Below are 26014 nucleotides of genomic sequence, written 5' to 3'. Positions count from 1 at the left end.
CACACGGAACCTGGCCCTCACACCGAAGGAACTCGCCCATGCCGCTCGTCCGCATCGACGTCCCCGCCGCCACCCCGTCCTCCGATCGCGAAGCCATCGCCGGCGTCGTCTACGACGCGCTCGTGACCACCGCGGCCGTCCCGGCCAACGACAAGTTCATGGTCATCTCCGAACACGAGCCCAGCCACCTGATCCTGGACCCGACGTACGTGGTCGAGCGCACCGACCGCGCTCTCATCATCCAGATCACCCTGAACGCCGGGCGCACCGTCGAGGTGAAGAAGAGCCTCTACCGGGCGATCGCGGACGGGCTGCACGAGGCTGTCGGGATGCGGACCGAGGACGTCTTCATCAACCTCGTCGAGGTGCCCAAGGAGAACTGGTCCTTCGGCGGCGGCATCGCCCAGTACGCGGACTGACCGCACGGGTCGGGCCACGACCGGCCACGGCCGCGGCCCTTCCCGGGCATCCTTGATCCATGACCGCTGCCAGCTCCGACGCGACCGGGAGCAGTGTCCCGCTGGGGACAGTGCTGGACAGGCTCGAGCAGGAACTGCGGGCCGAGGGCGTCACCTGGATCATCGGGACGGCCACGAACGCCGCCGGACTGGTCCTCGCCAAGAGTGTCCCCGTCGGACGGCTGGCGGCGTTCGTACGCTCGGGATGCGGCCTGTCGCCGGTGCACCGCGCGTACGGCGTCGACGGCGGAATCGCGGATGCTCCGTTCGTGGGGCGGGTGGGTGATCTGCGCCTGCGACTCGACCCTTCCGGAGTGCGGGTGCTCGGCGACGGCATCGCGATGGGTCCGACCGACACGTTCTTCCAGGACGGGACGCCCGACCCGGCCTGCCCCCGCGTGGTGCTCGCCGGCGTGGTCGACGATCTCGCCGAGCAGGGCCTGCGCGCGCTGATCGGCCACGAGGTGGAGTTCGTGCTGGTCCACCCGGACGGATCACTGCTCGACGTCCAGAGCTGGACGCCCTACGGCGCCACGGCGCTGTTGGCCAGGGAGGAGTTCGTGCTCGATCTCCTGGCCGGGTTCGAGCGCACCGGTGTCGGCGTCGAGCAGGTGCACGCCGAGTACGGCGAGGCTCAGTTCGAGGTCTCGCTGGGCCCTGACGATCCGATCCGCGCGGCGGACGCGCTGATCCTGGCCCGCTCCCTGATCGTACGGACCGCACGACGACACGGCCTGGGGGTCTCCTTCTCGCCCATGCCCGCGGTGGGCAAGGTCGGGAACGGCGCCCACCAGCACCTGTCCCTGTATCGCGGGGACGACGCGCTGCTCGCCGGCGGCGACGGACCCCACGGCCTGACGACGGACGGCGGACACGCCATCGCCGGGCTGGTCGCGGGCCTTCCACAGCTCCAGGCGGTGCTGGCGGGGTCAGCCCTCTCGAGCGTACGTCTCCAGCCCGGCGCCTGGTCAGGGGCCTACGCCTGCTGGGGTCTGGAGAACCGGGAGGCGGCGGTCCGCCTCATCGGCGGCGGACCGGCCACCCCGCATGGTGCCAACGTCGAGGTCAAGATCGTCGACGCCTCGGCCAACCCCTATCTGGCGACGGCGTCCCTGCTGGGGTCGGCGCTGGACGGCATCCGCCGCCGGCTGCCCTTGCCTGCCGAGACCACCACCGACCCGGCCGACCTGGACGACGCCGAGCGCACCCGCACCGGGGTGCGGCTGCTGGCCCCGGACCAGGCAACGATGATCGACGCGCTCGCGGGATCGCAGTTGGCCACCCGCCTCCTCGGGGAGCAGGTCGTAACCGCGGTCGTGGCCGTTCGCCGGTACGAGGAGGAGCTCTTCGCCGGGACGCCGGTGGAGCAGGTGGCGACGGCCCTCCGCTTGGCCTGGTCCTGAAGGCCGGCCCGGCTGAGTCACCCCACGCCTTGAGGCGGACGGGTCAGTGCCACCGTCACTCGCGAACACTGCCGCGTACGTGGGCGAGGAAGTCCGGATCTGAGGAGACCAGTCGGCCCACCACCTGGCCCCCGTCACACGTGCACAGGTCGACGACCGCTCTCTCCGCGCCCGACGTTCGCAGCTCCCACGTCGCTCCGGACGCCTCCCACCTGAGCAAGGCGGCCAGGGCGTTCGGGGTCTCGAACTCCGGATCGGTCATGACATCCATGATGGCGCGCCTCCAGGACACTGCCCTGGCAGCACCCGTCCTCACCGGGTCGGGGTCGTGAGGGCATTGGTAGGGTCGGTCCATGACCTCGACCGTCGCCGCCGCCGTGCTCCTCGACATGGATGGGACCCTGGTCGACTCCACGGCCATCGTCGAGCGCGTCTGGGTCGATTGGTCCCTCGCCCACGGGGTCGATCCCGCGAGGACGCTGGCGACCATTCATGGCCGGCAGGGCCACGACAGCATGGCCCTGCTCCTGCCCGGCCGCCCGCACGAGGAGAACATCGCCGAGAACCGCTCCCTGCTCGCACGCGAGACGACTGAGCTCGACGGTGTCGTGGAGATCGCCGGCGCTGGAGTTCTGCTCAGCCAACTCACCGACCTCCCCCATGCGCTGGTCACTTCGGCCACCAGGGAACTCGCTGCGGCGCGGATGGGTGCGGCGGGGCTTCGGATGCCACGTGTCGCCGTCACGGCGGAAGATGCCACCGCGGGTAAGCCCGACCCGGAAGGCTTCCTCATCGCCGCGAGACGCCTCCAGGTCCCTCCCGCCGCCTGCGTCGTCGTCGAGGACTCCGCCAACGGCATCGCGGCGGGGCTGGCGGCCGGCATGTCCGTGATCGGCGTCGGGCCGCGTGCGGCCGACCACCATCCGACCTGGACGGTCGACTCGGTGGCCGACATCCAGGCGGTGGGCGCGGGCGCGGAGATCCTCCTCACCCTCGACCTCTCTTACTGAGCGAGACCGCTGCCCCGGAGAACGCGAAGCAGGACACCGGAACGCGGGGCCAGCTCCGCCACGATCGATGCGTCCTGCTGGACCACCGTCTCGGGCAGCGGGCTGTCGGCTCCGGTAAGGGAGGCCCGCCTGATCGTCGGCGGTTCGGAGAGTCCCAGCGACGACAGCGGGATCCTGGTGAGGAGTGGGTCCGCAGTCGGATTGACCAGGTGCAGCAGATTCGCGTCCGGGCGCCACTGCACGAAGGCGGGATCCCCGGTGCCCAGGATCGGGTAGCGGCAGGTGCCCGGCGTGAGGTCGAGGGCCGCAGCGAAGAGGGATCGGCGCTCCTGGCTCAACTCGCCCACACTGTCGCTGGTCATCGTCACTCCGCCGACCATCGCCTGGGCCGTTGCGATCGTCTGCTGCTCCTCGGGAGCCAACGCGTGGAACCGTTCGCGGAGCAGCAGGGCATCGGGGTCGGCCTGCCAGAGGATGCCGTTCGCGAAGCCGCGGGTCGAGAGCGCCGCGAACATGCCGTCCGGCCAGCTCACGCCGGCGTCGCGCCCGATCCGGACAGCGTCGACGAGGCCGACCAGCATCCAAAACGGCGCCCCGCACGCCACCCAGGTCGCTTCCGGGCCGATCTCGTCGCGGATCGCCCGGCAGGCGGCGACGATGATCTCCGCGCGCGACAGATTGCTGCGGTGTCGGATCATCCGCTCCGGGCCGGCCTCCACCGCGTGGTACAGGAAATCGGTCTTGAAGTAGCCGCAGCCCCACTCGTGGCGCCAGGTCCGGAAGACGCGCCTCAGGTAGGCCATCGCCTCGGGATGCGTGGTGTCGAGGAGGTAGTACTCCTCGCTGCGCTTGTGCCAGCGGAACTCGCCGTAGAAGCGCATGCAGACGTACGGGCGTCCCGTTTCGCGGTCACCCACTGCCCAGTCGGGATGGGTCGCATAGAGCTCGCTGCGGTTCCCGATCAGGAAGGGCGCGATCCACAGGCCCGGGACGTAGCCGGAGGCGCGGATCTCGTTCAGCAGGGGCTTCATGCCGTCGGGGAACTGCGGCTTGGTGGTCAGCCAGTCGCCCATCTCCGGCGTGAAGCCGTCGTCGATCTGGACGACCGACAGCCCCCAGCCTTCACGGCGATCCGTGTCCCGGAGGTCGGCCAGCTCGGCGCGCAGGGTATCGGCGCTGATGGCGGCGTACAGGTTGTACCAGCTGGACCATCCGGTGATCGGCGGCCCGCGCCGAGGCCTCGGCCCCCCGACCGCGACCTGCTGCGCCCAATCCCTCAGCAGGTCGTCGGCCCGGGCGCCCCACTGCACCCGCAGTTCCTCGGAGGCCGGCGGCGAGGAGCCGTCGGCGGGGCGACGTCGATCCCAGAGCGCCTCGACATCCAGCACGCGCTGCCCCGCCGATTCACGCAGCGTGAAGCGGTGCTGCAGCCGGTCGTGGCGGACGAAGCCGAGCTGCAGGAAACCGCCGCCGGACGCCAACTGGGTGAGGGCATAGCCGGTCCCACCCGTTTCGATCGGGAGGTACTGGCTCGTGTCCCAGGAGTGGTAGCCGAGCTGGAGCCAGCGAGCCGCGCCCTCGACGAGCAGTCGTACGCCGAACGCATCGCAGGCGGCGGGGTCGACGTCGGCGACGAGGCGGTACCGGCCCGTCGGAGCGGGCTCGGGCACCAGGCGTACGCGGTCGTCGACCACCCCGTTGACCAGGCCTGCCAGGACGTGCACGGCCACTCCCTCAGCGTTGAAGACACTCATCACCTCCCCGGCACTCACCGTGTCACCACCTGGACCGGTGTCTTCAGCCGGTCGGCTTCCAGCATCGCCAGGGCGAGGTCGAGGGTCCGCGCTCCCTCACGGATCGGTGTCCGCGTCTCAGAGCCGGACTCGATGGCCGCCACCAGATCGGCCAGTTGATCCGCCAGAGCCCGGTCCGGTCCGGTGAGGTCCTCGATGCGGACCGGCTCCCTGGTCCAGAACAAGGTGGCGGTGTTGTGGTCCTGCGCGTGCAGCGTGGCTCGCTCGGCGATGACCGTGAAGGCCTTGTCCCAGCGTCCCGGAATGGCGGCGTTGCTCCAGTGGAGGCTGCCGAGCCGATCGCCCGGCCCACGCGTCAGGGCCACGCCGGCATCCTCGATGGTGTAGTCGGTCACGTGCTGGTGGAACTGGCTGGCCAGGCTGGCGTAGACCCACTCGGGTTCACCCATCAGATAACGCAGCAGGTCGACATGATGGATCACCTGTTCCAGCAGCTGGCCTCCCGACACCTCCTTGTGCCGCCACCAATGGGCGTGCAGGGAGTTGCACAGATAGCGGGCGTCGAACATGCCGACGGACCCGAGGTCACCCGAGTCGCGCAGCCGCCGGAAGGCCGAGACAGCCGCACCGAAGCGGTAGCCGAAACCCACCTGCGCGCGGACGCCCGCGCGTTCGACGGCGTCCACCATGGCCCAGGCATCGGCGGAGGTCAGGGCCAGCGGTTTTTCGAGCAGGAGGTGGACGCCCGCCGCCGCGGCATCGGCGACCTCGGTGCCGTGGCTGCCGGGCGGGAGCGTCACGATCAGCAGATCGAGGGCGGCATCAGCGAGGAGTGCTCGGTGATCGGTGTAGGCGCGACCGCTCGTGCCCGCGAACTCGTGGGCCAGGCGCTGGGCCCGGTCGAGGTGACGGTCCGCGAAGGCGACCGGGGCCAAGTCGGCGACGCCCTCCTGGGCGAGTTGACGGCAGGCGGCCAGGTGACGCCGGGCGATGCCCCCACAGCCCAGGACACCGACGCGGAGGCGCGGGGTCACCCCGGGTCCCTGCAGTCGAGGACGGTCTGCATGACCTCGCCCGGACGCTCGTCGAGGAGGGCGAAGAGTTCCGGGGCCCGCCGGAAGTCCCACACATGGCTGATCAGGGGGCCAGGTCCAGCGTGCCCGCTGCCTGCAGCCGCATCACTGTCTGCGCCAGCCGCAGGGCGTTCCAACGGTGGTCGATCTCGGGGTCGGTGCCGCTGATCTGGGAGCAGACCAGGCTCACCCGGTTGTGATGGAACTCCTCAGCCAGGTACAGGCCGCGGGCCTCACCCTGGATGAACCCCATCGCGACGACGCGCGAGTTGTACGCGGCGCAACGAATCGCCTCGGCCAGTGCCCTGGAGCTGCCGGTCGCCTCGATGACAACATCAGCCCCGCGGCCCTCGGTGCCGACCTTGACCCGACCGGCCACGTCCTCGGCGACGTCCAACACCGTCGAGCAGCCGAACCGCCGGGCCAGGTCGCGGCGAGCGGCGACGCCGTCGACGCCGATCACCGTCGCGCCCGACGCCTTGGCCAGTTGCACGACGATCAGGCCGAGGACACCGAGGCCGAACACCACGACGGTCTCACCGATGCGGATCCGGGCGTCGTGGACCCCGTTCAGGGCGATGGAGCCCATCCTGCTGAAGATGCCCAGCAGCGGATCGAGGCCTGCCGGCATGATCCGCCGCCGTACGTGGTCGACCGCCACGACCGCCTCCGTACGATGCCCCCAGATGCCGTAGACCGTGGCGCCCACCAGGTCCGCATCGTCCCGGTCGTGGACGTCGATCACTGTTCCCACTTCTTCGTAGCCCCAGCCGGACAGCGGGTAGGAGGTGGCGGCCCCACCGTCGGTGAAGAGTCGTACGTCGGGGTCCCAGTGCTTGGTCAGGAAGGGAGAGACACCGCGATAGCTTGCCAGTTCGGTGCCGGCGCTGATCCCCGAATACAGGGTCCGCACTCTCGCCTGGCCGCTCTCGAGAGCTACGGGCTCGATGTCCTCGACCACCAGGTGCCGGGGCCCCAGGAGGACCAGCGCCGAGGCCACGTCACTCCTGCGCCCTGCCGGCGATCCAGTCGATGGCGACGGCCGCGGTCCAGGACTGGTCATGGCTTCCCGCGGGCTGCCCGGTCTGCGGGTCGTAGTACTCGCCGAACGCGCCGTCGCCCAGCAGTTCGAGGGTGGCGTCCCGCCAGGTGGCGGCCAGCGCACGGTCACCCCGCCGCGCCAGTGCCCAGGTCAGCAACCAGTTCAGGAACGGCCAGGTGGGGCCCCGCCAGTACGTACGGGGCCGGAAGCCGGGATCGTCCGGTGAGACCGTCGGGGGCAGGGGGAACCGCAGCGACGGGTGGCCCGCCCAGTGCTCCCCCACCAGGGCAGCACGATGGTCGGCCCACACCGCATCATCGCCACCGCTCACCAGGACCGACCAGGAGGCGATCGTGGGGACGTCCACCCACTGCCCGGCGCGGACGTCGAAGTCCCGGCAACGTCCGGTGTCCGGAGAGACACAGCTCAGCACGCCTCGACGGGCCCGATCGGCCAGCGCCCGCTGCCCGTCGGCGACATCCTCGCGGCCCAGGAGCTCCGCCAACCGTGCGGTCTCGTCACAGGCGAGCGCCAGGACGGCGGTCAGGAACACGTCCGTGATCCGGAACTGCACGACATCGTTGATCTGCGCGTCGTCGAAGTTCACCGAGGCCATTTCCCGCATCAGTTGCAGGTAGCGCTGGTACTCCCGGTCGGTCGGCCGGTCCTCGATGTTGCCGACCACCTTGATGTCGTGGCGTGCCATCGGGATGGGTTCGGGGACGACGACGTTCGCGTACGCCTCGTCCCATCGAGGGGAGTTGTCCATGCCGGACTCCCAGCCGTGGTGGATCTCCACCAGGTCGAGGCCGCTCGGATCCCGGACGGTCATCAGCCACTGGTGCCAGGCGACCAGCCGGTCCAGGGACGTCCGGGCGAAATCCTCGGCCAGCCGGCGATCCTCCCCACCCTTGGCCACGGCCAGGTCAAGGATGCGCGCCACGGCGATGGCGTGGACCGGAGGCTGACAGATCCCGCTGGTACGTACGTCGTGCGGCTTGGCGGGAACGGTGTCGGTGGACCAGACGTCCGGGCCGGGGAAGTAGCCCGGCACGTCGGAGAAGACGATGTGCGGGATCATCCCGGTGGACCACTGCGCGCGGAAGAGATTCTCGAGTTCCCGCAGGGCACGCGGGATCGACATGTGGGCCAGACCGATGGAGATCAGGGCCGCGTCCCACGACCACTGGTGAGGGTAGAGCTTCGGCGCCGCGGTCACCATCTGGCCGAGGTCGTTGTCCCGCAGCACCTGCCGCGCCCTCCGATCGAGGTCCGCCAGGTCGGAAACGTGGGGGCTCGGGCTCACGACGTCTCCAGCCCGAGTCCCGTCTCCGGGTCGTACAGCCGCAGGGCGCCCGGCGGGAACTGCACGGTGACGGTGTCGCCGCGATGGACCTCCGTCGTGGGCGGCACCTGGACCTTGAGGACCTGATCCCCGATCGTGACGGTGAGCAGCGTGTGGCTGCCGATGGGTTCCACCACGTCCACCACGGCCGGCAGCGAGTCCGTACCCTCGCCGAGGACGATCGCCTCCGCGCGGATGCCGACCCTGACGGGACCCGCCGGCAGCTGCGCCGGGGCGGGAACGGAGGCCCTCTCGGTGAAGCCGATCCGGCCGTCCGCCACCGTCCCGTCCAGGAAGTTCATCGGCGGGGATCCGATGAACCCTCCGACGAACGTGTCGGCGGGGCTGTCGTACACGTCGAGAGGTCGGCCGAGTTGGGCGATCTGACCGACCCGCATGACGGCCACCCGGTCGCCGAGCGACAGGGCCTCGACCTGGTCGTGGGTGACGTAGACGGTCGTCGTCCCGATGGTCTCCACGATCTTCTTCAGCTCGGCGCGGAAGCTCAGGCGCAGCAGAGCATCCAGATTGCTCAACGGCTCGTCCATCAACAGCACGTCGGCGTCGACGACGATCGCGCGCGCCACGGCGACGCGTTGGCGTTGACCGCCCGAGAGGTTGGCCGGAAAACGATCAAGGTAGGGAGAGAGTTGCAGGAGATCGGCGGCCCAGTCGACCTTCTTGGCGATCTCCGCCTTCGACATCTTGCGCATCGTCAGACCGAAGCCGATGTTGTCGCGCACCTTCCGGTGGGGGAAGACGGCATAGGACTGGAAGACCATGGAGAGGTTGCGCTGGTTCGGCGGGAGATAGGTGACGTCCCTGCCGCCGATCGAGATCGACCCCGAATCCGGGAAATCCAACCCGGCGACCATCCGCAGCAGGGTGGTCTTGCCGCAGCCGGAGGGCCCGAGCAGCACCATGAACTCTCCGTCGTCGACTTCGAGCGAGACCTGCTTGGTGGCAGGTTCGCTGGTGCCGGGGTAGGTCTTCATGAGATTGCGGATGGCGATGTCAGCCATGGCGTTCTGCTTTCTCCCGGGTGCGGAGTGGAGGAACGTACGTCATCGGATCGTCGTGCCCCACATGTTCAGCAGGTACTTGCGCATGATCGCGATGAAGATCAATGCGGGAATGATGAGGAAGAAGCCACCGGCGAACCGGTAACTCAGCGGCGAGTCCTGCAGCGACGTGAGCACCGCCGCCGGCAGCGTCCGGTGGTTCAGCGTCAGGATCGTGGCTCCCAGGACTTCGTTCCAACTCATCACGAAGGTGAAGATCGAGGCGGCCGAGATCCCGGGCAGGGCCATCGGCAGGACCACTCTCAGGAACGCTCCGAGTGGAGAGCAACCGAAGATCCGGGCGGCCTCCTCCGCGTCCCGCGGCACCGCGATGAAGACGCTGGAGGTGATCAGGACCGTCGTCGGCAGGGCCAGTGCGGAGTGCAGGAGGACCACCGCGAGGACGGAGTCGTACACCCCGACGATGAGGAACAACTGGGCCAAGGGGACGGACAGGACCACGATCGGCAGGGCGCGGGTGAAGAGCATGAACAGCTGGTACTGGTCCTTGCCCCGGAAGGCGTAGCGGGCCAACGCGTACCCGGCGGGTGCGCCCACCAGCAGCGAGAGGATCAGCGTGCCGATCCCCACCGTGACCGAGTTGATCAGGCCGGCCAGCACCCCGGTCGAGTTGATGAAGGCACCCATCGTTTCCGCGGAGAAATCCGTGGGGAAGAACCGCAGCGGGAAACGGGCGAGCGCCGCTGACGAGCTGAACGCGGCCAGGGCGATGAGATAGAGGGGCACCAGCATGAACAGGCTGACCAGGATGCAGCCGAGCTGCACGAGCGCCCGATTCCTCTTGCGCCGCCGCAACGGGCGCAGGTCGACTTCGGGCACCGCGCTGGCCGGTCGAGTCTGGGGTGTGGTCATCGCGCGGCCTGATTCGTGTCGTCACGGAGCAGCCGCAGGTAGAGGAAGGCGAAAGCCATCGATACCAGCATGACCACCAGGGCCAGCGCGGCGGCGACGTTCGGGTTCTGCAGTTGGGTGTAGAAGCGATAGGTCTCCCCCACCAACAGGGGGAAGTTCAGGCCGGTCAACGCCTGGGCGACGGCGAAGGTCTGGAACGCCAGAATGGTCCGCAGGATGAGGGCCACCTGCATGCTGGGCCGCAGGAGTGGCAGCCACACATACCGCAGCCGATCCCAGAATCCTGCCCCGAAGACACTCGCTGCCTCGTCGTAGTCCTTCGGGATCCCCTGCATGCCCGAGACGATGATGACCATGACCAGCGAGGTGGCCCGCCACACCTCCGCACAGATGATGGTGGCGAACTCCAGCACCGGCTTCTGGTAGCTGAGCCAGAGGATGGGCCCGACTCCCACGTGGTTCAGGGCCGAGTTCAGGAAGCCCCGATCGGTGAAGATCGACAGCCAGACCAGACCGGCGGCGAGGTCGGACACCGCGATGGGCACGGCCCAGATGTAGAAGTGCAACCCCTGGAGCTTCGGCTTCGCCTGCAGCAGGAAGGCCATCACCAGGGCCAGGGCGAATTGGAGGGGAAGCAACACGATGATGAGCAACACCGTGTTGCGCACCGCCGGCACGAACTGCGGATCGGTCACCATCCTGGTGATGTTCTCCAGTCCGTAGCCGCCCGGGGTCTGGAAGGCCTGCAAGATGCCGGACACCATCGGCCAGGCGAAGAGCAGCAGCATGAAGATCACCGACGGGGAGATCAGCAGCAGCACCGGGGAGGGGCTGCGACGACGGCGGGTCGGCCCGTCCGCGCCGTCGCCCCCGACGCCCCGGGCGCCGCTGCTGACGGACATCACGCTCACGTCACACGGCCGAACAGGTCTGGCCCGGGGCCGTCGTATCGGGCGCCCAGCAGGGCACCTTGAGCTGGTCCAGGATGCTCTGCAGTTGGTTGGCCTGGGCCTTCAGCGTCGCGGCGACGTCCTTGCCCTGCAGGCAGATCTGGGTGAAGCAGTCCTTGTAGACCTGCGAGATGTCACCGTCCCGCTTCCCCACCCCGACCGGCGGCAGCGCGATGACCGCCCCCGCCTTGGACTGCTGCAGCTTGACCGCGGAAGCCTCCAGCGCGACGGCCGGCGGGAGATCGGGCGGCAGGTCACCCTTCACCACCGGGAAGAAGGCGTTCTTCGCCAAGGTCTCACCTTGGGGGGCGGGAGCGGAGATCGCCTTGATCACCGCCGAGGCCTTCCCCAGATCGGCTCCCTTCGGCACCGCCATCCCGGCGACGACGAGCATGTACGCCTGGCCCTTGGGGCCGCTCGGCGACGGCAACATCACCCATTGGTCCGGATTCGAGGCCGGGGCCTTCACGAGACGGGCCACGTGGTCCCAGCCAGCCAGCACCTCACCGGTCGACATCGGATCCTGCAGGCTGTTGTAGTTGGTCGAGGCGGGGGTCATCTGGCCCCAGAGGTCTTTCATGTACTTCCACGCGGTCTCGGCATCCGCCGAGGCGAAGCCCTGGACCTGGTGTCCGGTGTAGCTGGGTAGCAGGAAGCCCTGGAACCACCGGTGGTAGAGGCCGGTCGGCCCGGCGGGGAAGCCGAAGACGGGCTTGCCGAAGCCCTTCTTGGCATTGGTGGCCCATTGCAGGTACTGGTCGTAGGTGAGGTTGTTCTGATCTGCTCCCGACGGCAGGTACTGCAGCGTCGACTTGTGCGCCGCGATCATGTAGGTCGCCTGCATCCAGGGCACGTACTTGGGGCCCCGCCCCGAGGTTGGCCAGGTTCCACAGTTCGTTCGGGATCCCGGCGGAGGCGAGGTCGGACTTCAGTTGGCTCAGGTCCTGCAGGTTGTCGGTCAGGCCGGCAAGATCACCGTGCAGTCCGCCGATCAGGTTGATCGAGACCTTGCCCGCCTGCTCCTGGCTCGTCACCTGGGTGGTGAGGTCGCCGACGGTCATCGGGTTGTAGTTGATCGTCGTGCCCTTCGGGGCGTACTTCTTGAGGATCTCCTCGAAGTTGCTCTTCTCCTGGACCGGAGTGAACTGCGTCGAGAGGAACGTGAAGTTCCCGCCGCCCGACGTGCTGGCGCCCGCACACGCGCTCAGGGTGGAGGCGATCGCGGGCGTCGCGGCCAGACCGAGTCCCAACTTCAGGAGGCTCCGGCGGGAGATGCTGGGATGCGTACGGTCCATCATGGAACTCTCCTGAGTGCGACGACATCGGCTCACCTTAAGACTTGGATAATCCCTGGGGTGTGACTTAGTCAATAGAAACCGGGCATAAGTGCGTCGCGCGAGGTCCCGGAGCGATCAGGCGAGCACCACCTGCACCCCGGCGGTCTCGATCTCCTCGACCAACGCGGGGTCAAGGTCGGAGTCGGTGACGAGCGTGTCGACGGCCGTGACCGGAACCACCCGGACCAGTTCCGTACGACCGATCTTCGTATGGTCGGCCAGAACGACGATCCTCTTGCCGGCCCCGATCACCGCCCGCTTGACCACGCCTTCAGCCATGTCCGGGGTGGTCAGGCCGTCCTCGACGGTGAGACCGTTGACGCCGACGAACGCCACGTCGGCGCGGACGTCGGCGAGCGAGCGCTCGGCCCACACCCCGACGGCAGCCAGCGTGCGGCCGCGGATCGTGCCGCCCACCAGGTGGAGCGTGATGTTGGGGCGACCGGCGAGGAGCGCCGCGATGGGCACGGAGTGCGTCACCACGCTCAGTTCGAGATCGGGCGGGAGGATCTCGGCGAGGCTGTAGGTGGTGGTGCCCCCGTCGAGGATGATCGACCCGCCATCGGGAAGTTCTGCCAGCGCCGCTTGGGCGATGGCCTTCTTCTGGGCCGCCAACCGGCCCTGACGCGCATCCAGCCCGGGCTCGAAACCGTCGCGCTCGATCCGGACCGCGCCACCGTGCACACGGCGCAACAGCCCACGCCGCTCCAGGTGGGTCAGATCCCGCCGGACCGTCTCGGGCGTCACATCGAGCTCGGTCGCCAAGGTCGCCACGTCGACGCGCCCGGCGGCCCGGGTGCGATCCAGAATCGCCTGATACCGCTCCTGTGCGTACACGTTCACTCCCATGGTTCAACCGGCGCCCTGATGTCCGCCTCATGCACCCGAGAACGACTCGCCTGCGGTGATGCGGGCGTCACGACAGCTCGGTGAGGGGCGTGGGCAGGGAAGAACCCGTGGGCTGCAGCCTTCGCCGCTGCTGACTGGACCACTGCCAGCACCCACGGGTCCGGTGATCGGTGTGGATTCACCGAGGTCCTACGGCTGGGTCGGCCTCAGCGGCCGATCACCTCACAAACGGTCCGAGAAGACTTCATTATGTGGACCACCTCCTTCCCTGTGTACCCGCGAGACTAGCTCTCTGCCCGACGCCGGGCAACGGGTCGATCGGCAGCCTGGCCGGACAGGGTGACAGCCACGGCCACGCAGTTTGGCGGCCACTCGGTGCGCGCTCGGAATCATCGCCGCGTTCTGACGAGGAGGTAGCCGCCGATGATCGCTACCACGGGGCCGATGATCGCCCACAGCGTCACGCCGGACATCACACTTCCCCCCATGACGCCCAGCCCCTGGAGCGTCCACAAGGCACCGATCAGAACAAGGATGAGTCCGGCCACGAGCAGGAACACCCGTCGGGTCTTCATGCCTTCAGGGTACTGACCTCTTCGGTGTCAATCTCCCCTTCCGGTCGCGACTGACGCGCGGACCCCAGGGAGGCGCCGGAACTCGCCGATGCGGCTTCGGCCTCCCGGGCAGGCGCTATCGAGTGCACGCGGGCAGGAAATATGCATGGCTTCGGGGTCCCGCAGCCGCCGGGCTTTCAGTCACCAGCCGGGCGCCGACGCCCGGCGTCGAACTGGAACGACGGCGGCTGTGGGCCCTGACTGGTGCGTGGGGCAGGGTGCGCCATGTCGATGGGGTTTGGGTCATGACCGCCTCGGGGCGTGCTCGTCGCAGTCCGAGGTCGCCCGGACCTACGGGGTCTCCCGGGACTGGGTCTCACTCGATCCCCTTCGTCGCGACGGCGCCCTCTACCGCAGCGGGATCGGGAAGACCTACGCACTGGCACTCGTCCACGACCTCGACGTCACCGTCATCGACGCCACCACCGGCGAAATCCTGCGCGAGCTCACCATCGACCCCACCCGCGACTACCAACCCACCGGCCAGACCACCAGCAACACCCACAAAACGAAGAACGCCTGAACCTACAAACCGTAGGTTCAGGCGTCCGCGATGTCGTGACACATCACACGGTCGGGCTGACAGGATTTGAACCTGCGACCCCCTGACCCCCAGTCAGGTGCGCTACCAAGCTGCGCTACAGCCCGTGGAACCGCCGCGAATCAGCCGCGGTCACGAGGAGTAACCCTACTACCTCCCTCCCGGAGAACGCCAATCGTGACACGGCGTCGCCTAGCATCGAGAGCGTGGCAGATGGCAATGAGGTGGCGATCGCCCTCGGTGGTGGCGGCGCCCGTGGATACGCCCACATCGGCGTCCTGGCGGAGCTCGAGGAGCGCGGTTACCGGGTGACCCGGATCGCGGGCACGTCGATGGGAGCCGTCGTCGGCGCGCTGTACTCCGCCGGCAACCTGGAGGCCTTCACCGACTGGGTGCTCGAGCTCCGTACGCAACGCGAGGTCCTGCGACTGATGGACGCGAACCTCCGCGGCCCGAGCACCGTCAAGATCGAACGCGTCCTCCAGCGCGTCGCGGAGATCATCGACGTCGAGCGGATCGAAGACCTGCCCATCCCGTTCACCGCGGTCGCGGCGGACCTGTGGACGCGGCGCGAGGTCTGGTTCCAGCAGGGCCCGATCAACCGGGCGATCCGCGCCTCGATCGCCATGCCCGGCGTCTTCCCGCCCGTCGTCCTCAACGGCCGCCTCCTCGTCGATGGCGGCGTCCTCAACCAGGTGCCGGTCAGCGTGCTGGCCTCCGCGTCGGCCGACATCACGGTCGGCGTCACCCTGGATGGGTACGAGCCACACCGCGGCGCCGCCTTGCCGGTCAAGACGTCGACGGACGAACAGCCCGACGAGGAGTGGACCTCGCGGCTGCGTCACACCATGGGCCACCTGATGGAGGCCGAACCACTGCGTACGCTCGCCTCCCTCATGACCGGTCGCACCCGCACCCAGCCCGCCGACACCGGGGCCCCCTCGGTCGAAGACCTGTTCGCCGAGCTGCCACCGGGCCTGCGGACGACCGACGTGATGACGATGTCCCTGGAGACGATGCAGACGATCGTCCAGCGCTACCAACTCGCCTCGTTCCCGCCCGACGTCCTGGTGACCGTCCCCCGCGATTCCATCGGCACCCTCGACTTCCATCGGGCTGAGGACCAGATCGCCCTGGGCCGCTGGCTGGCCGCCCAGGAGTTCGACCGAGCGGGCATGGTCGGCGGTGCCACCGGCATCACCACCTGAACAGTGTTCATCTACTGAACGGTGTACAAGAACGCGATCCGCCCGACCTACACTCCAGGTGTTCGCCCACGACCGAAGGACCTGAAGTGGCCCAGACCCGCATCCCCGCCCGTGACCTCGCGTTGATCGCTGTCTTCGCCGGCGTCACCGCCGCCCTCGGCCTGATCCCCGCGTTCTACACGCCGTTCTCCCCCGCGCCGATCACCGCGCAGTCGTTCGGCGTCATCCTCGCCGGCACGATCCTGGGCGGCCGGCGTGCCTTCCTGTCCCAGCTGCTGTTCCTGGCGCTGGTCGCGATCGGTCTGCCGCTGCTGTCGGGCGGCCGGGGTGGCATCGGGGTCTTCGCCGGCCCGAGCGTCGGCTTCCTCGTCGGGTACGTCGTCTGCTCCGGCGTGATCGGTTGGCTCACCTACCGCAAGGGGGCTCCCTACTCCGTCCTGTGGGGCCTGCTGATCAACGTTCTCGGCGGCATGGTCCTGATGTACGCCTTCGGCATCCTCGGCCTGATGGCCGTCGCGCACCTCTCCCTGCCGGCCGCCATCGCAGCCAACCTGCCCTACCTGATCGGTGACGCCATCAAGGTCGTGGCCGCGACGCTGATCGCCAAGGGTGTCCACGCCGCCTACCCCGGCTTGCTCCCCTGGCGCGGCAAGCAGCCGACCGTCGAGGCAACGCCTCACAACGTCCAGGCCTGAGTCCACCACCGGACGATAGGGTTGCTGACAGCGGGCCGGTTCCGTCCCGTCGTCACGCCCTGGAGGATGCTGTGATCAACAACGCGGTCATCATCGACGCCGTTCGTACGCCGCTGTCCCACAATGGCGGCCCGCTGGCCGACGTCACTCCCCCCGACGTGCTCGCCCCCGTCCTGGAGCACCTCTACGAGGCCTGCCCCCAGCCGGAGTTGATCCGTGACGTCGTGATCGGGCAGGCCCACGGTCGCATCGGTGTGGGCCGCGACGCCCTGCGTCGCGCCGGTGTGCCCGTCGAGGTGCCGGCCATGACCGTCGAGCGCGGCCGCGCCTCCGGCCTCTCGGCCATCGACTACGCCGCCGACAAGCTGGTGTCGGTCAACACCCCCGGGTACATCATCGCCGGCGGGGCCGAGTCCGGCTCCCAGGCGAACGCCCCGGTGAACCCCGCGATGGCCGACGCCGCGCACGCCCTGGCCCAGGAGTTCCACGTCACCCGGGAGCAGCGCCGCGAGTACGCGGAGCGGTCCCGCGACCGGGCCGCCACCTCCGCCGCCAAGGGGCTGTTCAACCAGGAGATCGTCCCGATCGGCGGCGTCGCCGCGGACGACCTCAGCTGGGAGGACGCCGACCCGTCGGTCATCGACGACGGCGCCGCCGCCGTGCTGATGATCGACGGCGCCACCCATCGACGCCTCCGCAAGCCCGGCCTGCGGGTCACGGCCAGCGCCACGTTCGGCTGCGACCCCGCCCGGGTGGGGTGGGGCATCGTCCCGGCCATCGAAAAGGTTCTGTACGCCACCCGGCTGAAGCTCGAGCAGTTCGACGTGATCGAGTTCGACGAGGCGTTCGCCTCCAACGTTCTTGTTGCCTGTACGACACTGCGCCTCGACCCCGAGCGGGTCTGCCGCCAGGGCGGCTCGATCGCCTTCGGTCACCCGTGGGGTGCCTCCGGGGCGGTCCTGATGACCCGCCTCTTCACCCAGATCGTCCGGCAGGGTCAGGGCCGCTTCGGCCTCGCCGCCGTCTCCGCCGGCTCCGGACAAGGAATCGCGATGGTGGTCGAACGGTGTTGATCGAGGCCGACCACGTCACCCACACCTACGGTGACGGACCGACCGCCCGTACGGTCCTCAAGGACGTCTCGGTGCGGTTGACCGAGCGTCGCGTGGGCGTGGTCGGCCACAACGGATCGGGCAAGTCCACCTTCGCCCGGATGATCAACGGACTCATCGTCCCCACCCAGGGCAGGATCCTGGTCGACGGCCGCGACACCGCCACGCAGGCCAAGGAGATCCGCAAGCATGTCGGTTTCCTCTTCACCGACCCCGACAACCAGATCATCATGCCGACGGTCGCCGAGGACGTCGCCTTCGGACTGCGGCGCAGCAAGCTGGCCAAGGAGGAGATTTCCCGCCGGGTCAACGATCTGCTGGAACGCTTCGGCCTGGCCGGTCACGCCGATCACCCCGCCCATCTCCTCTCCGGCGGACAGAAGCAGTTGCTCGCCCTGGCGTCGGTCCTCGTCACCCGTCCCGACATCCTGGTGATGGACGAGCCCACCACCCTGCTCGACCTGCGCAACGCCCGCATCATCGGGGAGGTCGTCGCCGACCTCGACCAGTCCGTCCTGCTCGTCACCCACCACCTGCACCTGCTGGAGACCTTCGACCGGGTGCTCGTCTTCGACGACGGCCGCCTCGTCGCCGACGACTCCCCTGCCGCTGCGGTGGCGTACTACCGGGAGCTGATGACGGCTTGATGCAGTCCACCCTCGGCCTGTACCGGCCCGGCGACAGCGTGCTGCACCGGATCGGCGCCGGCCCCAAGCTCCTCAGCCTGCTGGTGCTCGGCGGCTGCTCGGTGTTCCTCACCTACTGGTGGCTCGTCCTCACCCTCGTCGCCCTGCTCGTGGGGGCGTACGCCGTGGCCGGGATGGGGCTGGGCGTCATCGTCCGGCAGGTGCGCCCGATGCTGTGGCTGCTGGCCTTCACCGCCGCCTACCACGTCTGGACGGCCAGCTGGCAGCGCGCCGTCGTGGTCACGTTCACCATCGTGCTGCTGGTCCTGGCCGCGGCCCTGGTCACCCTCACCACCCCGACGTCCGCCCTGATCGACGCCGTCGTACGGGTCGTCGGGCCGTTGCGTCGGTTCGGCGTCGACCCCGACCGGGTCGGTCTCCTGCTGACCCTCGGCATCCGGTGCGTCCCGCTGGTGGCGGATCTGGCCACCCAGGTCCGGGAGGCGCAACTGGCCCGCGGCACCGGCAGCAGCTGGAAGGCGTTCGCCGTCCCGCTGATCGTGCGGGCTCTCCGCGAGGCCGACGCGATGGGCGAGGCGCTCGTCGCCCGCGGCGTGGACGACGACGTTTCCTGACCCGGGAGTCATCCGCGACGCGCACCCTGCGCCTCTTTGTCAGGACGTTTGACGTAGTGACTTGACGGGTTCAAGACGTCATCAACCCGCACAACCACGCCAAACTCTCGGGCCCAGCCTCCCTGTCCCCGTCCATCAGGCAGTCGGGCCTCATATCCACGTCACCACTCATAGGTTCAAATGTCTTGACATATTGGAGCGTGCCAAATACCGTCGTAGACAAGCCGGTCGGTGAACACGTCGCCGACCTGGCCCCACACAGGCAATGAGGCCGTAGGGCGGTTCGGTCGCTTCGACCCACCGATAAGGCCTCGAAGGTCCGAGCAATCCCGGACCGGACAGGAGAAATGACGTGTCAACCAACAGCACATCAGCCGGTGCGAGTACTCTGCCCGCCATCGGGCATGGCGCGTACAGCCGTCGACTCGGCTGGGTCGCAGTGATCGCCACCTTCGGTGGCCTGCTCTTCGGGTACGACACCGGCGTGCTCAACGGCGCGCTGGGGTTCATGAAGGTGGACCCCGTCCTCACCGGCTCGGCCGGCGCCGAGCTGTCGGCCGCGGAGGTCGGCCTGATCACCTCCATCCTGCTGGCGGGCGCCGCCATCGGTGCCTTCGTCGGCGGTCGTCTGTCGGACAAGTTCGGACGTCGGCGCCTTATCGTCGTCCTCGCGGTGATGTTCTTCGTCGCGGCGATCGGGGCGGTCGCCTCCTGGAACTACGAGGCTCTGCTCACCTTCCGGTTCCTGCTCGGCCTGGCCGTCGGTGGAGCCTCGGTGACCGTCCCGGTCTACCTGGGTGAGGTCGCGCCGTTCGAGCAGCGTGGTTCCATCGTCAGCCGCAACGAACTGATGATCGTCGGCGGCCAGTTCCTCGCCTTCCTCATCAACGCCATCATCGGCAACGCCTTCGAGGCGACGCCCCACACCTGGCGCTACATGATGACCGTCGCCGCCCTCCCGGCGATCTTCCTCTTCGTCGGCATGCTCCGGATGCCGGAGAGCCCGCGCTGGCTCGTCCTGCAGGGGCGCGACGCCGAGGCCCTCGACGTCCTGCGCCAAGTGCGCAGTGAGGAGCGCGCCCTCGCCGAGATGGCCGAGGTGCGCGAACTGGCCCAGATCACCCGTGAGGAGCAGTCCGGCCACCTCACCGAGGTCATGCGCACCCCGTGGATGCGACGCCTGTTGCTGATCGGTATCGGCCTGGCGGCCTTCCAGCAGCTGACCGGCATCAACTCGATGATGTACTACGGCGAGCTGGTCCTGCAGGACGCCGGCTTCTCCCACCAGATCGCCCTGATCGTCAACGTGTTCAGCGGTGTCGCCTCCGTGACCGCCATGATCATCGCCCTGAAGTTCGTGATCGACCGGTTCAACCGTCGTACGGTCCTGCTCTTCGGCTTCGCCGCCATCACGATCGCCCACGTCCTGGCCGGCGTGGTCGGCACCCAGATGAGCACCACCGACCCGGCTCGCCGTTGGCTCCTGCTGGGCATCATCGTGGTCTTCGTCTTCATCATGCAGGGCACCGTCGGACCGCTGGTGTGGCTGATGGTCTCCGAGATCTTCCCGCTGCGGATGCGCGGCGCCATGATCGGCGTGACCGTCTTCCTGCTGTGGGGCACGAACATGCTCATCGCCCAGGTGTTCCCGATGCTCACCCAGTCGATCGGATTCGGCACCTTCTTCGCCTTCGCGGCGGTGAACGCTGTGGCGGTGGTCTTCGTCGCCACCTCGGTGCCGGAGAGTCACGGCATCACCCTGGAACGGCTCGAGGAGCACTTCATGGAGACCCTCGGAAAGAAGCGCGGACGTCGCGAGGCCTCGGTGGACGCGACCACCTCCGTGGTCTGACACCAGGTCCGGTCAGCCGACAGGTCCGGGCCGGCGGAGTCACTCCGCCAGCCCGGACCTGTTCTGCTGACTCGGCCCCGCTCAGGAGCGCTTCGCGCGCGGCCGCACCTCGACGTGCACCGGCGTGCCGCGGAAACCGAAGTCCTCACGCAGCCGCCGCTCCACGAAACGTACGTAGCCCGCGTCCAGCTCGCCCGTGGTGAACAGGACGAACGTCGGCGGACCGGCCTGCGCCTGGGTGCCGAAGAGGATGCGCGACTGCTTGCCGCCCCGCAACGGGTGCGGATGCGCCGCGACGAGGCGCCCGAGGAAGGCGTTGAGCTTGCCGGTCGACACGCGCGTCTCCCAGCCCTCGATCGCGGTGTCGATGGCCGTACGCAGCTTGACGACGTTGCGGCCGGTGAGGGCGGAGATGTTGACGTGGTCGGCCCACTGGAACTGCACCAGGTCGCGTTCGATCTCACGCTCCAGGTAGCGACGACGCTCCTCGTCGGTCAGGTCCCACTTGTTGAAGGCGATCACCAGGGCCCGGCCCGCGTCCTCGACCATCGACAGGATCCGCAGGTCCTGTTCGGAGACCTCCTCGGAGGCGTCGATCACCGCGACGCAGACCTCGGCCCGCTCGATCGCGGTGGCGGTGCGCAGCGAGGCGTAGTACTCCTGCCCCGACGCCTCCTTGACCCGCTTGCGCAGGCCCGCGGTGTCGATGAAGCGGTAGACCTCACCGCCGACCTCGACCAGTTCGTCGACCGGGTCCACGGTCGTCCCGGAGATGTCGGAGACGACGGCGCGCTGCGCTCCGACCAGCCGGTTGAGCAGGGAGGACTTGCCGACGTTCGGCTTGCCGACGATGGCCACCCGGCGCGGTCCGCCGACGGCCTCCTCCGGGACGGCCGAGGTCTCGGGGAGGGCCTCGACGATCGCGTCGAGCAGGTCGCCGGTGCCGCGTCCGTGGATCGCGGAGACCGGCCACGGCTGGCCCAGGCCGAGGTTCCACATCGAGGAGGCCTCGGCCTCGGTGCGCTGGTCGTCGACCTTGTTGGCCGCGAGCACGACGGGCTTGCGCGACTTGCGCAGCACGCTGACCACGGCCTGGTCCTCGTCAAGTGTGCCGACGGTGGCGTCGACGACGAGGACGACGGCATCGGCGGCGTTGATGGCCAGCTCCGCCTGCTCGGCGATCCGGGCGGCGAGTCCCTTGGCGTCGGAGGCCCAGCCACCGGTGTCGACGACGACGAAGTCGCGCCCGTTCCAGGTGGCGTCATAGGAGATGCGGTCGCGGGTGACCCCGGGAACGTCCTGGACCACGGCCTCGCGGCGGCCGATGATGCGGTTGACCAGCGTCGACTTGCCGACATTGGGGCGCCCGACGATGGCGACGACGGGCTTGGTCTGGTTCTCGGTCACCGACACAGCCTAGTGCAGCGGCACTCCGGTGCGGGCGATGCGGTCCCGCGGAACACCGGGCAGCGGCATGCCGGTCAACTCGGCCGCCTGGCGGACGTGCGCGGCGAGCACCACCCGCAGGTGCTCCGCAGCGGTGCGTACGACGTGTTGGCGGCGCGGCCAGGGCACTGCGGGCATCGCGATCGGGGTGCCGTAGACGACGTGCATCCGGGAGCGCAGCCGAGGCGTGCTGTGCGGGCTGTCACCGGCCTTCCGGGTGCCGAGCATCGCCACCGGCACGATCGGTGCCCCGGTGACCATCGCCAGGTAGGCGACCCCGGACCGGATCCAGGCGAACTCCCCGGTGTCCCGCATGCCCTCGGGGAAGATCACCAGAGCCTGGCCGTCCCGGAGGACCCGGATGCACCGGTCGATGGCCGAACGGTCCACCGTGACGTCGCGTGCGATCGGGATCTGGCCGGAGCGGTGCAGCAGGTCGCCGAGGGCACCGCGGAAGAGTTCCTGCTTCGCCAAGGCGTACGTCGGGCGGCGTGGGGACATCAGCACCGACAGCGGCCCGTCCATCGTCGCGATGTGGTTGGCGGCCAGCAGGACCGGGCCGGTGCTGGGGACGTTCTCGGCGCCGTGGACCCGGATGTCCCACAGTGCCCTGGCGATGGCGCGGCCCGGGCCGGCGATTCCCCTGAGCAGTCCGTGACGGGAGGCGTCCAGGTGGTCGGTGAACGGGAGGTCGGCCACGATCGCGGACCCCGGTGCTGTCGTCGTTGCCGACGTGTCGATCCGGGTGTCCACGGTCATGGCGGGGTCCTCTCGGTCAGTGCTCCTCGGCGAGCGTCTGCTCGACGAGGGTGACGACCCTGCCGACCACCGTCGGCAGGTCGTCGTACGTGGAATCAATGACGGTGACGCCTTCGGCTGCCTCGGTGAAGGCGGTGACGCGGGAGTCGTCCCGATCGCGGCGGATCACCTGGTCGGTGACCTCGGCGCCGGTGGCCTTCTCCCCCAGCTCCGCTGCCCGGCGGGCGACGCGCGCCTGGGGGTCGGCGACCAGCAGGATCCGGACGTCGGCGTCGGGGGCGACGACGGTGGTGATGTCCCGGCCCTCGACGACGATGCCGCCCGGGGCCGCCGCGATCACCGCCCGCTGCCGGGCGATCAGGTCGTCCCGGACGGCCTGGATCGACGAGACCTTGGAGACCTCGGCCGACACCCGCGGTTCGCGGATCGCGGCACTGACATCGGTCCCGTCGACGCTGATCGTCGGCGCCACCGGATCGGTCCCCACCTGCAGGTCCGTCCGGCGGACCATCTCGGCCACCGCTGCGGTGTCCTCGATGGCGATGCCGGAGGCGAGCCATGCCCAGGCCATCGCCCGATACATCGCTCCCGTGTCGAGGTAGGCCCACCCGAAGTGCTCGGCGACGGCCTTGGAGGTCGAGGACTTCCCCGACCCACTCGGCCCGTCGATGGCCACGACTACCACGCTGATCACCCTAACTTTCGATGTCGACGGTTCCCGACGCCCAGATGTCCTGAAGGTGGCCACCGGGCGACGTTTCGGCGAAGCGTCCGATCCTACGTGAGCTTCCAGCCGGCGGCCGTCATCGCCTCCGACACCTCGCGGACGTGCCCGGGCTCCACGGCGACCTCGAGATAGCCGACCTGACGGACCAGGTCATGCTGGATGTCGATGTCCTCGATGTTGACCCCGGCGTCGGCGATGTCGCGGAAGAGCTGCGCCAGCGCACCGGGAGTGTCCGGGATCTCGATGACCAGGTGCCCGTAGTCCATCGCCGGCGCCCCGTGCTTGCCGGGGATCTGCCGGGTGCCGTTCACCCCGCGCTGCAGGATCGGCCGGACCCGGTGCGTCGGGTCGTCGAGTGCGGCGATCATCTCGTCCAGGTGGGCGCGGACCGCCTCCAGCTCGGGGCGCAGCGCGTCGACGTTCCCGGCGATGATCTGCTCCCACAGGCCCGGGTCCGAGCCCGCGATCCGGGTGACGTCCCGCAGGCCCTGCCCCGCCAGGGCGAGGTGCGAGCTGGGGATGCCGAGCAGGTGGTCGGCCATCAGCACCGACACCAGTTGGGGCAGGTGGGACACCTGCGCCACCGCGCTGTCGTGCTCCTGCGGGGTGAAGGCGACGTAGCGAGCGCCGCACAAGCGGATCAGTGCCCGGACGCGGTCGGCCGTCGCCTCCGTCACCTCCCGGTGCGGCGTGACGGCCCAGGTGCGGTCGCAGAAGAGGTCAGGACTGGCGCTGACCGGGCCGGAGTGCTGGCTGCCCGCCATCGGGTGGGAGCCGAGGTAGCGCGAGAGGTCGCGGCCGGTCGCCTGCAGCTGGCGCAGGACCCGCCCCTTCACCGAGCCGACGTCGGTGACGGCGGCGTTCGGATAGCGGTCCAGGGCTTCCCCGATCACGGCGGCGAGCGAGCGGGGCGGGGTGGCGACGACGACGAGGCGGACGGCGGCCGGGTCCGGCTTGGCTGTGGTGCCCGCGCCCAGCGTCTCGGCGACCCGGGCATGGGACAGCACGGCGTCGGACAGGTGGACTGTCACGCCGGCGCGGGTCAGGGCGGCCCCGACGGAGGCACCCAGCAGCCCGGTGCCCAGCACCACGGTCGGGTCGAGCTCCTTGACGTCGTTCACTTGGTCCCCTCCTCCTCGAGCAGCCCGGCGAGGGCCGTCCGACTCATCCGCCTGAATTTCCGGGGCCGGGGCCGCGTCCGGTCAAGGACCGCCACCTCCAGCGAATCCGGCCCCAGCACCCGGGGCGCCGGCGCCGACGTGTCCGCCGACAGGGCATTGACCGCCAGCCGGACCGCCGTCCGGAGGTCGGCCTGCGGGTCGATCCCCCGGCGCACCACCTCCGCGATCGTCTCGGTGGCGCCGCCCATGGCGGCGAAGTTCTCCTCGTCGGCGATCGACCCGTCGTACGTCAGCCGGTAGATCTGGTCGCTGCCGTCGTGGCCGAGTTCGGCGACGACGAGCTCGACCTCGAACGGCTTGTCGGCACCGGAGGAGAAGGTCGACCCGAGCAGCTGAGCGTACGCGTTCGCGAGCATCCGCCCGGTGACGTCGGAGCGGTCGTACGCGTAGCCGCGCAGGTCGGCCTGCTGGATGCCGGCGATCCGCAGCTGTTCGAACTCGTTGTAGCGTCCCACGGCGGCGAAGGCGATCCGGTCATAGATCTCGGAGATCTTGTGCAGGGCCAGCGAACGGTTCTCGGCCACGAAGCAGATGCCGTCCTGATAGCGCAGCACCACCACCGCCCGTCCCCTGGCGATGCCCTTGCGGGCGAAATCCGAGCGGTCCTTCATCTGCTGTTCGGGCGCGACGTAGAACGGCATGCTCATGAACGTGTCCCTCCGGTGGTCAGACCAGGTCGGCCGCGGGGCCGTCGGGGCGCCGGCGGCGACCCTCGATCACCCGGTCGGTGATCTGCGTCATCTCCTCGTCCGACAACTGGTGCACCCCGTCGGGCCCGGCGACCATGATGATCGGGTAGATGCCGCGCATCAGGTCGGGCCCGCCGGTGGCCGAGTCGTCGTCGGCGGCGTCGAACAGGGCCTGCACCACGACGGTGGCGCAGCCCTGCAGGTCGAGATCGGGGCGGTAGAGCTTCTTCAGGGAGCCGCGGGCGAAGATCGACCCCGACCCCACCGAGTGGAACGCCTTCTCCTCGTACCGTCCGCCGGTCGCGTCATAGGAGAAGATCCGCCCGAGGTCCCGGGCCAGGTCCCAGCCGGCGAAGAGCGGGAGCACCGCGAGCCCCTGCAGGGCCATACCGAGGTTGCCGCGGATCAGGGCGGCCAGCCGGTTCGCCTTGCCGTCGAGCGACAGCGGCGCGCCCTCGATCTTCTCGTAGTGCTCGAGCTCGACCCGGAAGAGCCGGACCATCTCGACGGCCAGGCCGGCGGCGCCGGCGATGCCGACCAGGGAGAACTCGTCGGAGGCGTAGACCTTCTGGATGTCGCGCTGGGCGATCATGTTCGCCATCGTGGCCCGCCGGTCGCCGGCCATCACCACTCCGTGCGGGAAGGTGGCCGAGACGATGGTGGTGCCGTGCGAGGTCAGGCCCTCCGCGGGACCGGTCGGGACGCGGCGCGAAGGCAGCAGGTCCGGGGCGACGCGGTTCAGCAGCTCCGTGAAGGAGCTGTTCATCTCGTCGC

The 26014-nt window shown here is 69.2% G+C and carries 27 protein-coding genes, 1 tRNA gene and 1 pseudogene; 11 read left to right on the top strand and 18 right to left on the bottom strand.

All coding sequences use genetic code 11. The features are described 5' to 3' along the window. The first annotated feature begins 38 nt into the window (after window positions 1–38). Both Rai3103_RS13955 and Rai3103_RS13950 read left to right on the top strand, forming a co-directional pair. Window positions 39–419: a tautomerase family protein gene (locus Rai3103_RS13955; protein ID WP_153573090.1), complete on the top strand. Its 381-nt coding sequence runs from the start codon at window positions 39–41 to the stop codon at window positions 417–419. Between the two features lie 59 nt (window positions 420–478). After that, window positions 479–1861: a type I glutamate--ammonia ligase gene (locus Rai3103_RS13950; RefSeq protein ID WP_153573089.1), complete on the top strand. Its 1383-nt coding sequence runs from the start codon at window positions 479–481 to the stop codon at window positions 1859–1861. Window positions 1862–1916: 55 nt separating this feature from the next. Here the strand turns inward: Rai3103_RS13950 and Rai3103_RS13945 are convergent, their stop codons facing one another. Then, the gene (locus Rai3103_RS13945) at window positions 1917–2123 is read right to left on the bottom strand and encodes a hypothetical protein (RefSeq protein ID WP_153573088.1); all 207 of its coding nucleotides are present in this window, start codon (window positions 2121–2123) and stop codon (window positions 1917–1919) included. A 91-nt stretch (window positions 2124–2214) separates the two neighbouring features. Between Rai3103_RS13945 and Rai3103_RS13940 the strand changes: the two genes are divergently transcribed. Further along, complete coding sequence (locus Rai3103_RS13940; protein WP_153573087.1) at window positions 2215–2871, top strand: HAD-IA family hydrolase; 657 nt, start codon at window positions 2215–2217, stop codon at window positions 2869–2871. Here Rai3103_RS13940 and Rai3103_RS13935 read toward each other — a convergent pair. The 8 genes and pseudogenes from Rai3103_RS13935 to Rai3103_RS13900 form a co-directional block, all read right to left on the bottom strand. Then, entirely contained in the window at window positions 2865–4643 is a 1779-nt protein-coding gene (locus tag Rai3103_RS13935; RefSeq protein WP_153573086.1) for a glycoside hydrolase family 36 protein, read from the bottom strand. The two genes, Rai3103_RS13940 and Rai3103_RS13935, sit on opposite strands and share 7 nt — an antisense overlap. Further along, the gene (locus Rai3103_RS13930) at window positions 4640–5659 is read right to left on the bottom strand and encodes a Gfo/Idh/MocA family protein (protein WP_153573085.1); all 1020 of its coding nucleotides are present in this window, start codon (window positions 5657–5659) and stop codon (window positions 4640–4642) included. The genes Rai3103_RS13935 and Rai3103_RS13930 overlap by 4 nt, the downstream gene beginning before the upstream one ends. A gap of 103 nt (window positions 5660–5762) precedes the next feature. Next, entirely contained in the window at window positions 5763–6698 is a 936-nt protein-coding gene (locus Rai3103_RS13925) for a zinc-dependent alcohol dehydrogenase (protein WP_228488933.1), read from the bottom strand. A gap of 1 nt (window position 6699) precedes the next feature. Then, window positions 6700–8046, bottom strand: a complete 1347-nt coding sequence (gene ggh / locus Rai3103_RS13920) for a glucosylglycerate hydrolase (protein WP_228488932.1) — start codon at window positions 8044–8046, stop codon at window positions 6700–6702. Continuing rightward, entirely contained in the window at window positions 8043–9107 is a 1065-nt protein-coding gene (locus Rai3103_RS13915; RefSeq protein ID WP_153573084.1) for an ABC transporter ATP-binding protein, read from the bottom strand. The genes ggh and Rai3103_RS13915 overlap by 4 nt, the downstream gene beginning before the upstream one ends. 42 nt (window positions 9108–9149) lie before the next feature. Continuing rightward, window positions 9150–10019, bottom strand: a complete 870-nt coding sequence (locus Rai3103_RS13910; protein ID WP_153573083.1) for a carbohydrate ABC transporter permease — start codon at window positions 10017–10019, stop codon at window positions 9150–9152. Then, the gene (locus Rai3103_RS13905; RefSeq protein ID WP_153573082.1) at window positions 10016–10921 is read right to left on the bottom strand and encodes a carbohydrate ABC transporter permease; all 906 of its coding nucleotides are present in this window, start codon (window positions 10919–10921) and stop codon (window positions 10016–10018) included. Before Rai3103_RS13905 ends, Rai3103_RS13910 begins: the two co-directional genes overlap by 4 nt. Window positions 10922–10931: 10 nt before the next feature. Further along, window positions 10932–11828: pseudogene (locus Rai3103_RS13900) on the bottom strand (extracellular solute-binding protein); the annotation flags it as partial. A 212-nt stretch (window positions 11829–12040) separates the two neighbouring features. On the opposite strand from Rai3103_RS13900, the gene Rai3103_RS17960 reads away from it, so the two are divergent. Beyond that, window positions 12041–12280 carry a hypothetical protein gene (locus Rai3103_RS17960; protein ID WP_228488930.1) on the top strand — a complete coding sequence of 80 codons (240 nt, stop codon included), beginning with the start codon at window positions 12041–12043 and terminating at the stop codon, window positions 12278–12280. A 101-nt stretch (window positions 12281–12381) separates the two neighbouring features. On the opposite strand, the gene Rai3103_RS13895 is transcribed toward Rai3103_RS17960, so the two are convergent. Both Rai3103_RS13895 and Rai3103_RS13890 read right to left on the bottom strand, forming a co-directional pair. Continuing rightward, complete coding sequence (locus Rai3103_RS13895; RefSeq protein ID WP_228488929.1) at window positions 12382–13155, bottom strand: DeoR/GlpR family DNA-binding transcription regulator; 774 nt, start codon at window positions 13153–13155, stop codon at window positions 12382–12384. Window positions 13156–13544: 389 nt separating this feature from the next. After that, window positions 13545–13730, bottom strand: coding sequence for a hypothetical protein (locus Rai3103_RS13890; protein WP_153573081.1), 186 nt, complete (start codon window positions 13728–13730; stop codon window positions 13545–13547). Between the two features lie 277 nt (window positions 13731–14007). On the opposite strand from Rai3103_RS13890, the gene Rai3103_RS17955 reads away from it, so the two are divergent. Then, window positions 14008–14292, top strand: a complete 285-nt coding sequence (locus Rai3103_RS17955) for a hypothetical protein (RefSeq protein WP_228488928.1) — start codon at window positions 14008–14010, stop codon at window positions 14290–14292. A 51-nt stretch (window positions 14293–14343) separates the two neighbouring features. On the opposite strand, the gene Rai3103_RS13880 is transcribed toward Rai3103_RS17955, so the two are convergent. Continuing rightward, a tRNA-Pro gene (locus tag Rai3103_RS13880) sits at window positions 14344–14417 on the bottom strand. A 99-nt stretch (window positions 14418–14516) separates the two neighbouring features. Here Rai3103_RS13880 and Rai3103_RS13875 point away from each other — a divergent pair. The 6 genes from Rai3103_RS13875 to Rai3103_RS13850 all read left to right on the top strand — a co-directional run bounded on the left by Rai3103_RS13875 (window position 14517) and on the right by Rai3103_RS13850 (window position 20438). Then, entirely contained in the window at window positions 14517–15518 is a 1002-nt protein-coding gene (locus Rai3103_RS13875; RefSeq protein ID WP_228488927.1) for a patatin-like phospholipase family protein, read from the top strand. Window positions 15519–15604: 86 nt separating this feature from the next. Next, a complete protein-coding gene (locus Rai3103_RS13870) occupies window positions 15605–16213 on the top strand; it encodes a biotin transporter BioY (RefSeq protein WP_153573080.1) in 609 nt (202 codons plus the stop codon). 71 nt (window positions 16214–16284) lie between these two features. Beyond that, complete coding sequence (locus Rai3103_RS13865; protein WP_153573079.1) at window positions 16285–17286, top strand: thiolase family protein; 1002 nt, start codon at window positions 16285–16287, stop codon at window positions 17284–17286. Beyond that, complete coding sequence (locus Rai3103_RS13860) at window positions 17280–17972, top strand: energy-coupling factor ABC transporter ATP-binding protein (RefSeq protein ID WP_338420028.1); 693 nt, start codon at window positions 17280–17282, stop codon at window positions 17970–17972. The genes Rai3103_RS13865 and Rai3103_RS13860 overlap by 7 nt, the downstream gene beginning before the upstream one ends. After that, window positions 17972–18586 (top strand): energy-coupling factor transporter transmembrane component T family protein, encoded by a 615-nt coding sequence (locus Rai3103_RS13855; protein ID WP_153573078.1) that lies wholly within the window; start codon window positions 17972–17974, stop codon window positions 18584–18586. The genes Rai3103_RS13860 and Rai3103_RS13855 overlap by 1 nt, the downstream gene beginning before the upstream one ends. A 352-nt stretch (window positions 18587–18938) precedes the next feature. Further along, a complete protein-coding gene (locus Rai3103_RS13850; RefSeq protein WP_228488926.1) occupies window positions 18939–20438 on the top strand; it encodes a sugar porter family MFS transporter in 1500 nt (499 codons plus the stop codon). Between the two features lie 81 nt (window positions 20439–20519). Here the strand turns inward: Rai3103_RS13850 and der are convergent, their stop codons facing one another. From der to prcB, 6 genes are all read right to left on the bottom strand, one after another. After that, window positions 20520–21845 (bottom strand): ribosome biogenesis GTPase Der, encoded by a 1326-nt coding sequence (gene der / locus Rai3103_RS13845; RefSeq protein WP_153573077.1) that lies wholly within the window; start codon window positions 21843–21845, stop codon window positions 20520–20522. A 9-nt stretch (window positions 21846–21854) separates the two neighbouring features. Beyond that, complete coding sequence (locus Rai3103_RS13840) at window positions 21855–22643, bottom strand: lysophospholipid acyltransferase family protein (RefSeq protein WP_153573076.1); 789 nt, start codon at window positions 22641–22643, stop codon at window positions 21855–21857. 16 nt (window positions 22644–22659) lie between these two features. Then, on the bottom strand, window positions 22660–23334 hold the full coding sequence (gene cmk / locus Rai3103_RS13835; RefSeq protein WP_153573772.1) for a (d)CMP kinase: 675 nt from the start codon (window positions 23332–23334) through the stop codon (window positions 22660–22662). 86 nt (window positions 23335–23420) lie between these two features. After that, a complete protein-coding gene (locus Rai3103_RS13830; RefSeq protein WP_153573075.1) occupies window positions 23421–24491 on the bottom strand; it encodes a prephenate dehydrogenase in 1071 nt (356 codons plus the stop codon). Further along, window positions 24488–25198: a proteasome subunit alpha gene (gene prcA, locus Rai3103_RS13825; RefSeq protein ID WP_153573074.1), complete on the bottom strand. Its 711-nt coding sequence runs from the start codon at window positions 25196–25198 to the stop codon at window positions 24488–24490. The genes Rai3103_RS13830 and prcA overlap by 4 nt, the downstream gene beginning before the upstream one ends. 19 nt (window positions 25199–25217) lie before the next feature. Then, on the bottom strand, window positions 25218–26006 hold the full coding sequence (gene prcB, locus Rai3103_RS13820) for a proteasome subunit beta (RefSeq protein ID WP_153573771.1): 789 nt from the start codon (window positions 26004–26006) through the stop codon (window positions 25218–25220). Window positions 26007–26014: the final 8 nt, after the last annotated feature.

Source organism: Raineyella fluvialis (assembly GCF_009646095.1).
Taxonomy (GTDB): Bacteria; Actinomycetota; Actinomycetes; order Propionibacteriales; family Propionibacteriaceae; genus Raineyella; species Raineyella fluvialis.
This window is presented reverse-complemented; position numbering and strand designations above follow the sequence as displayed.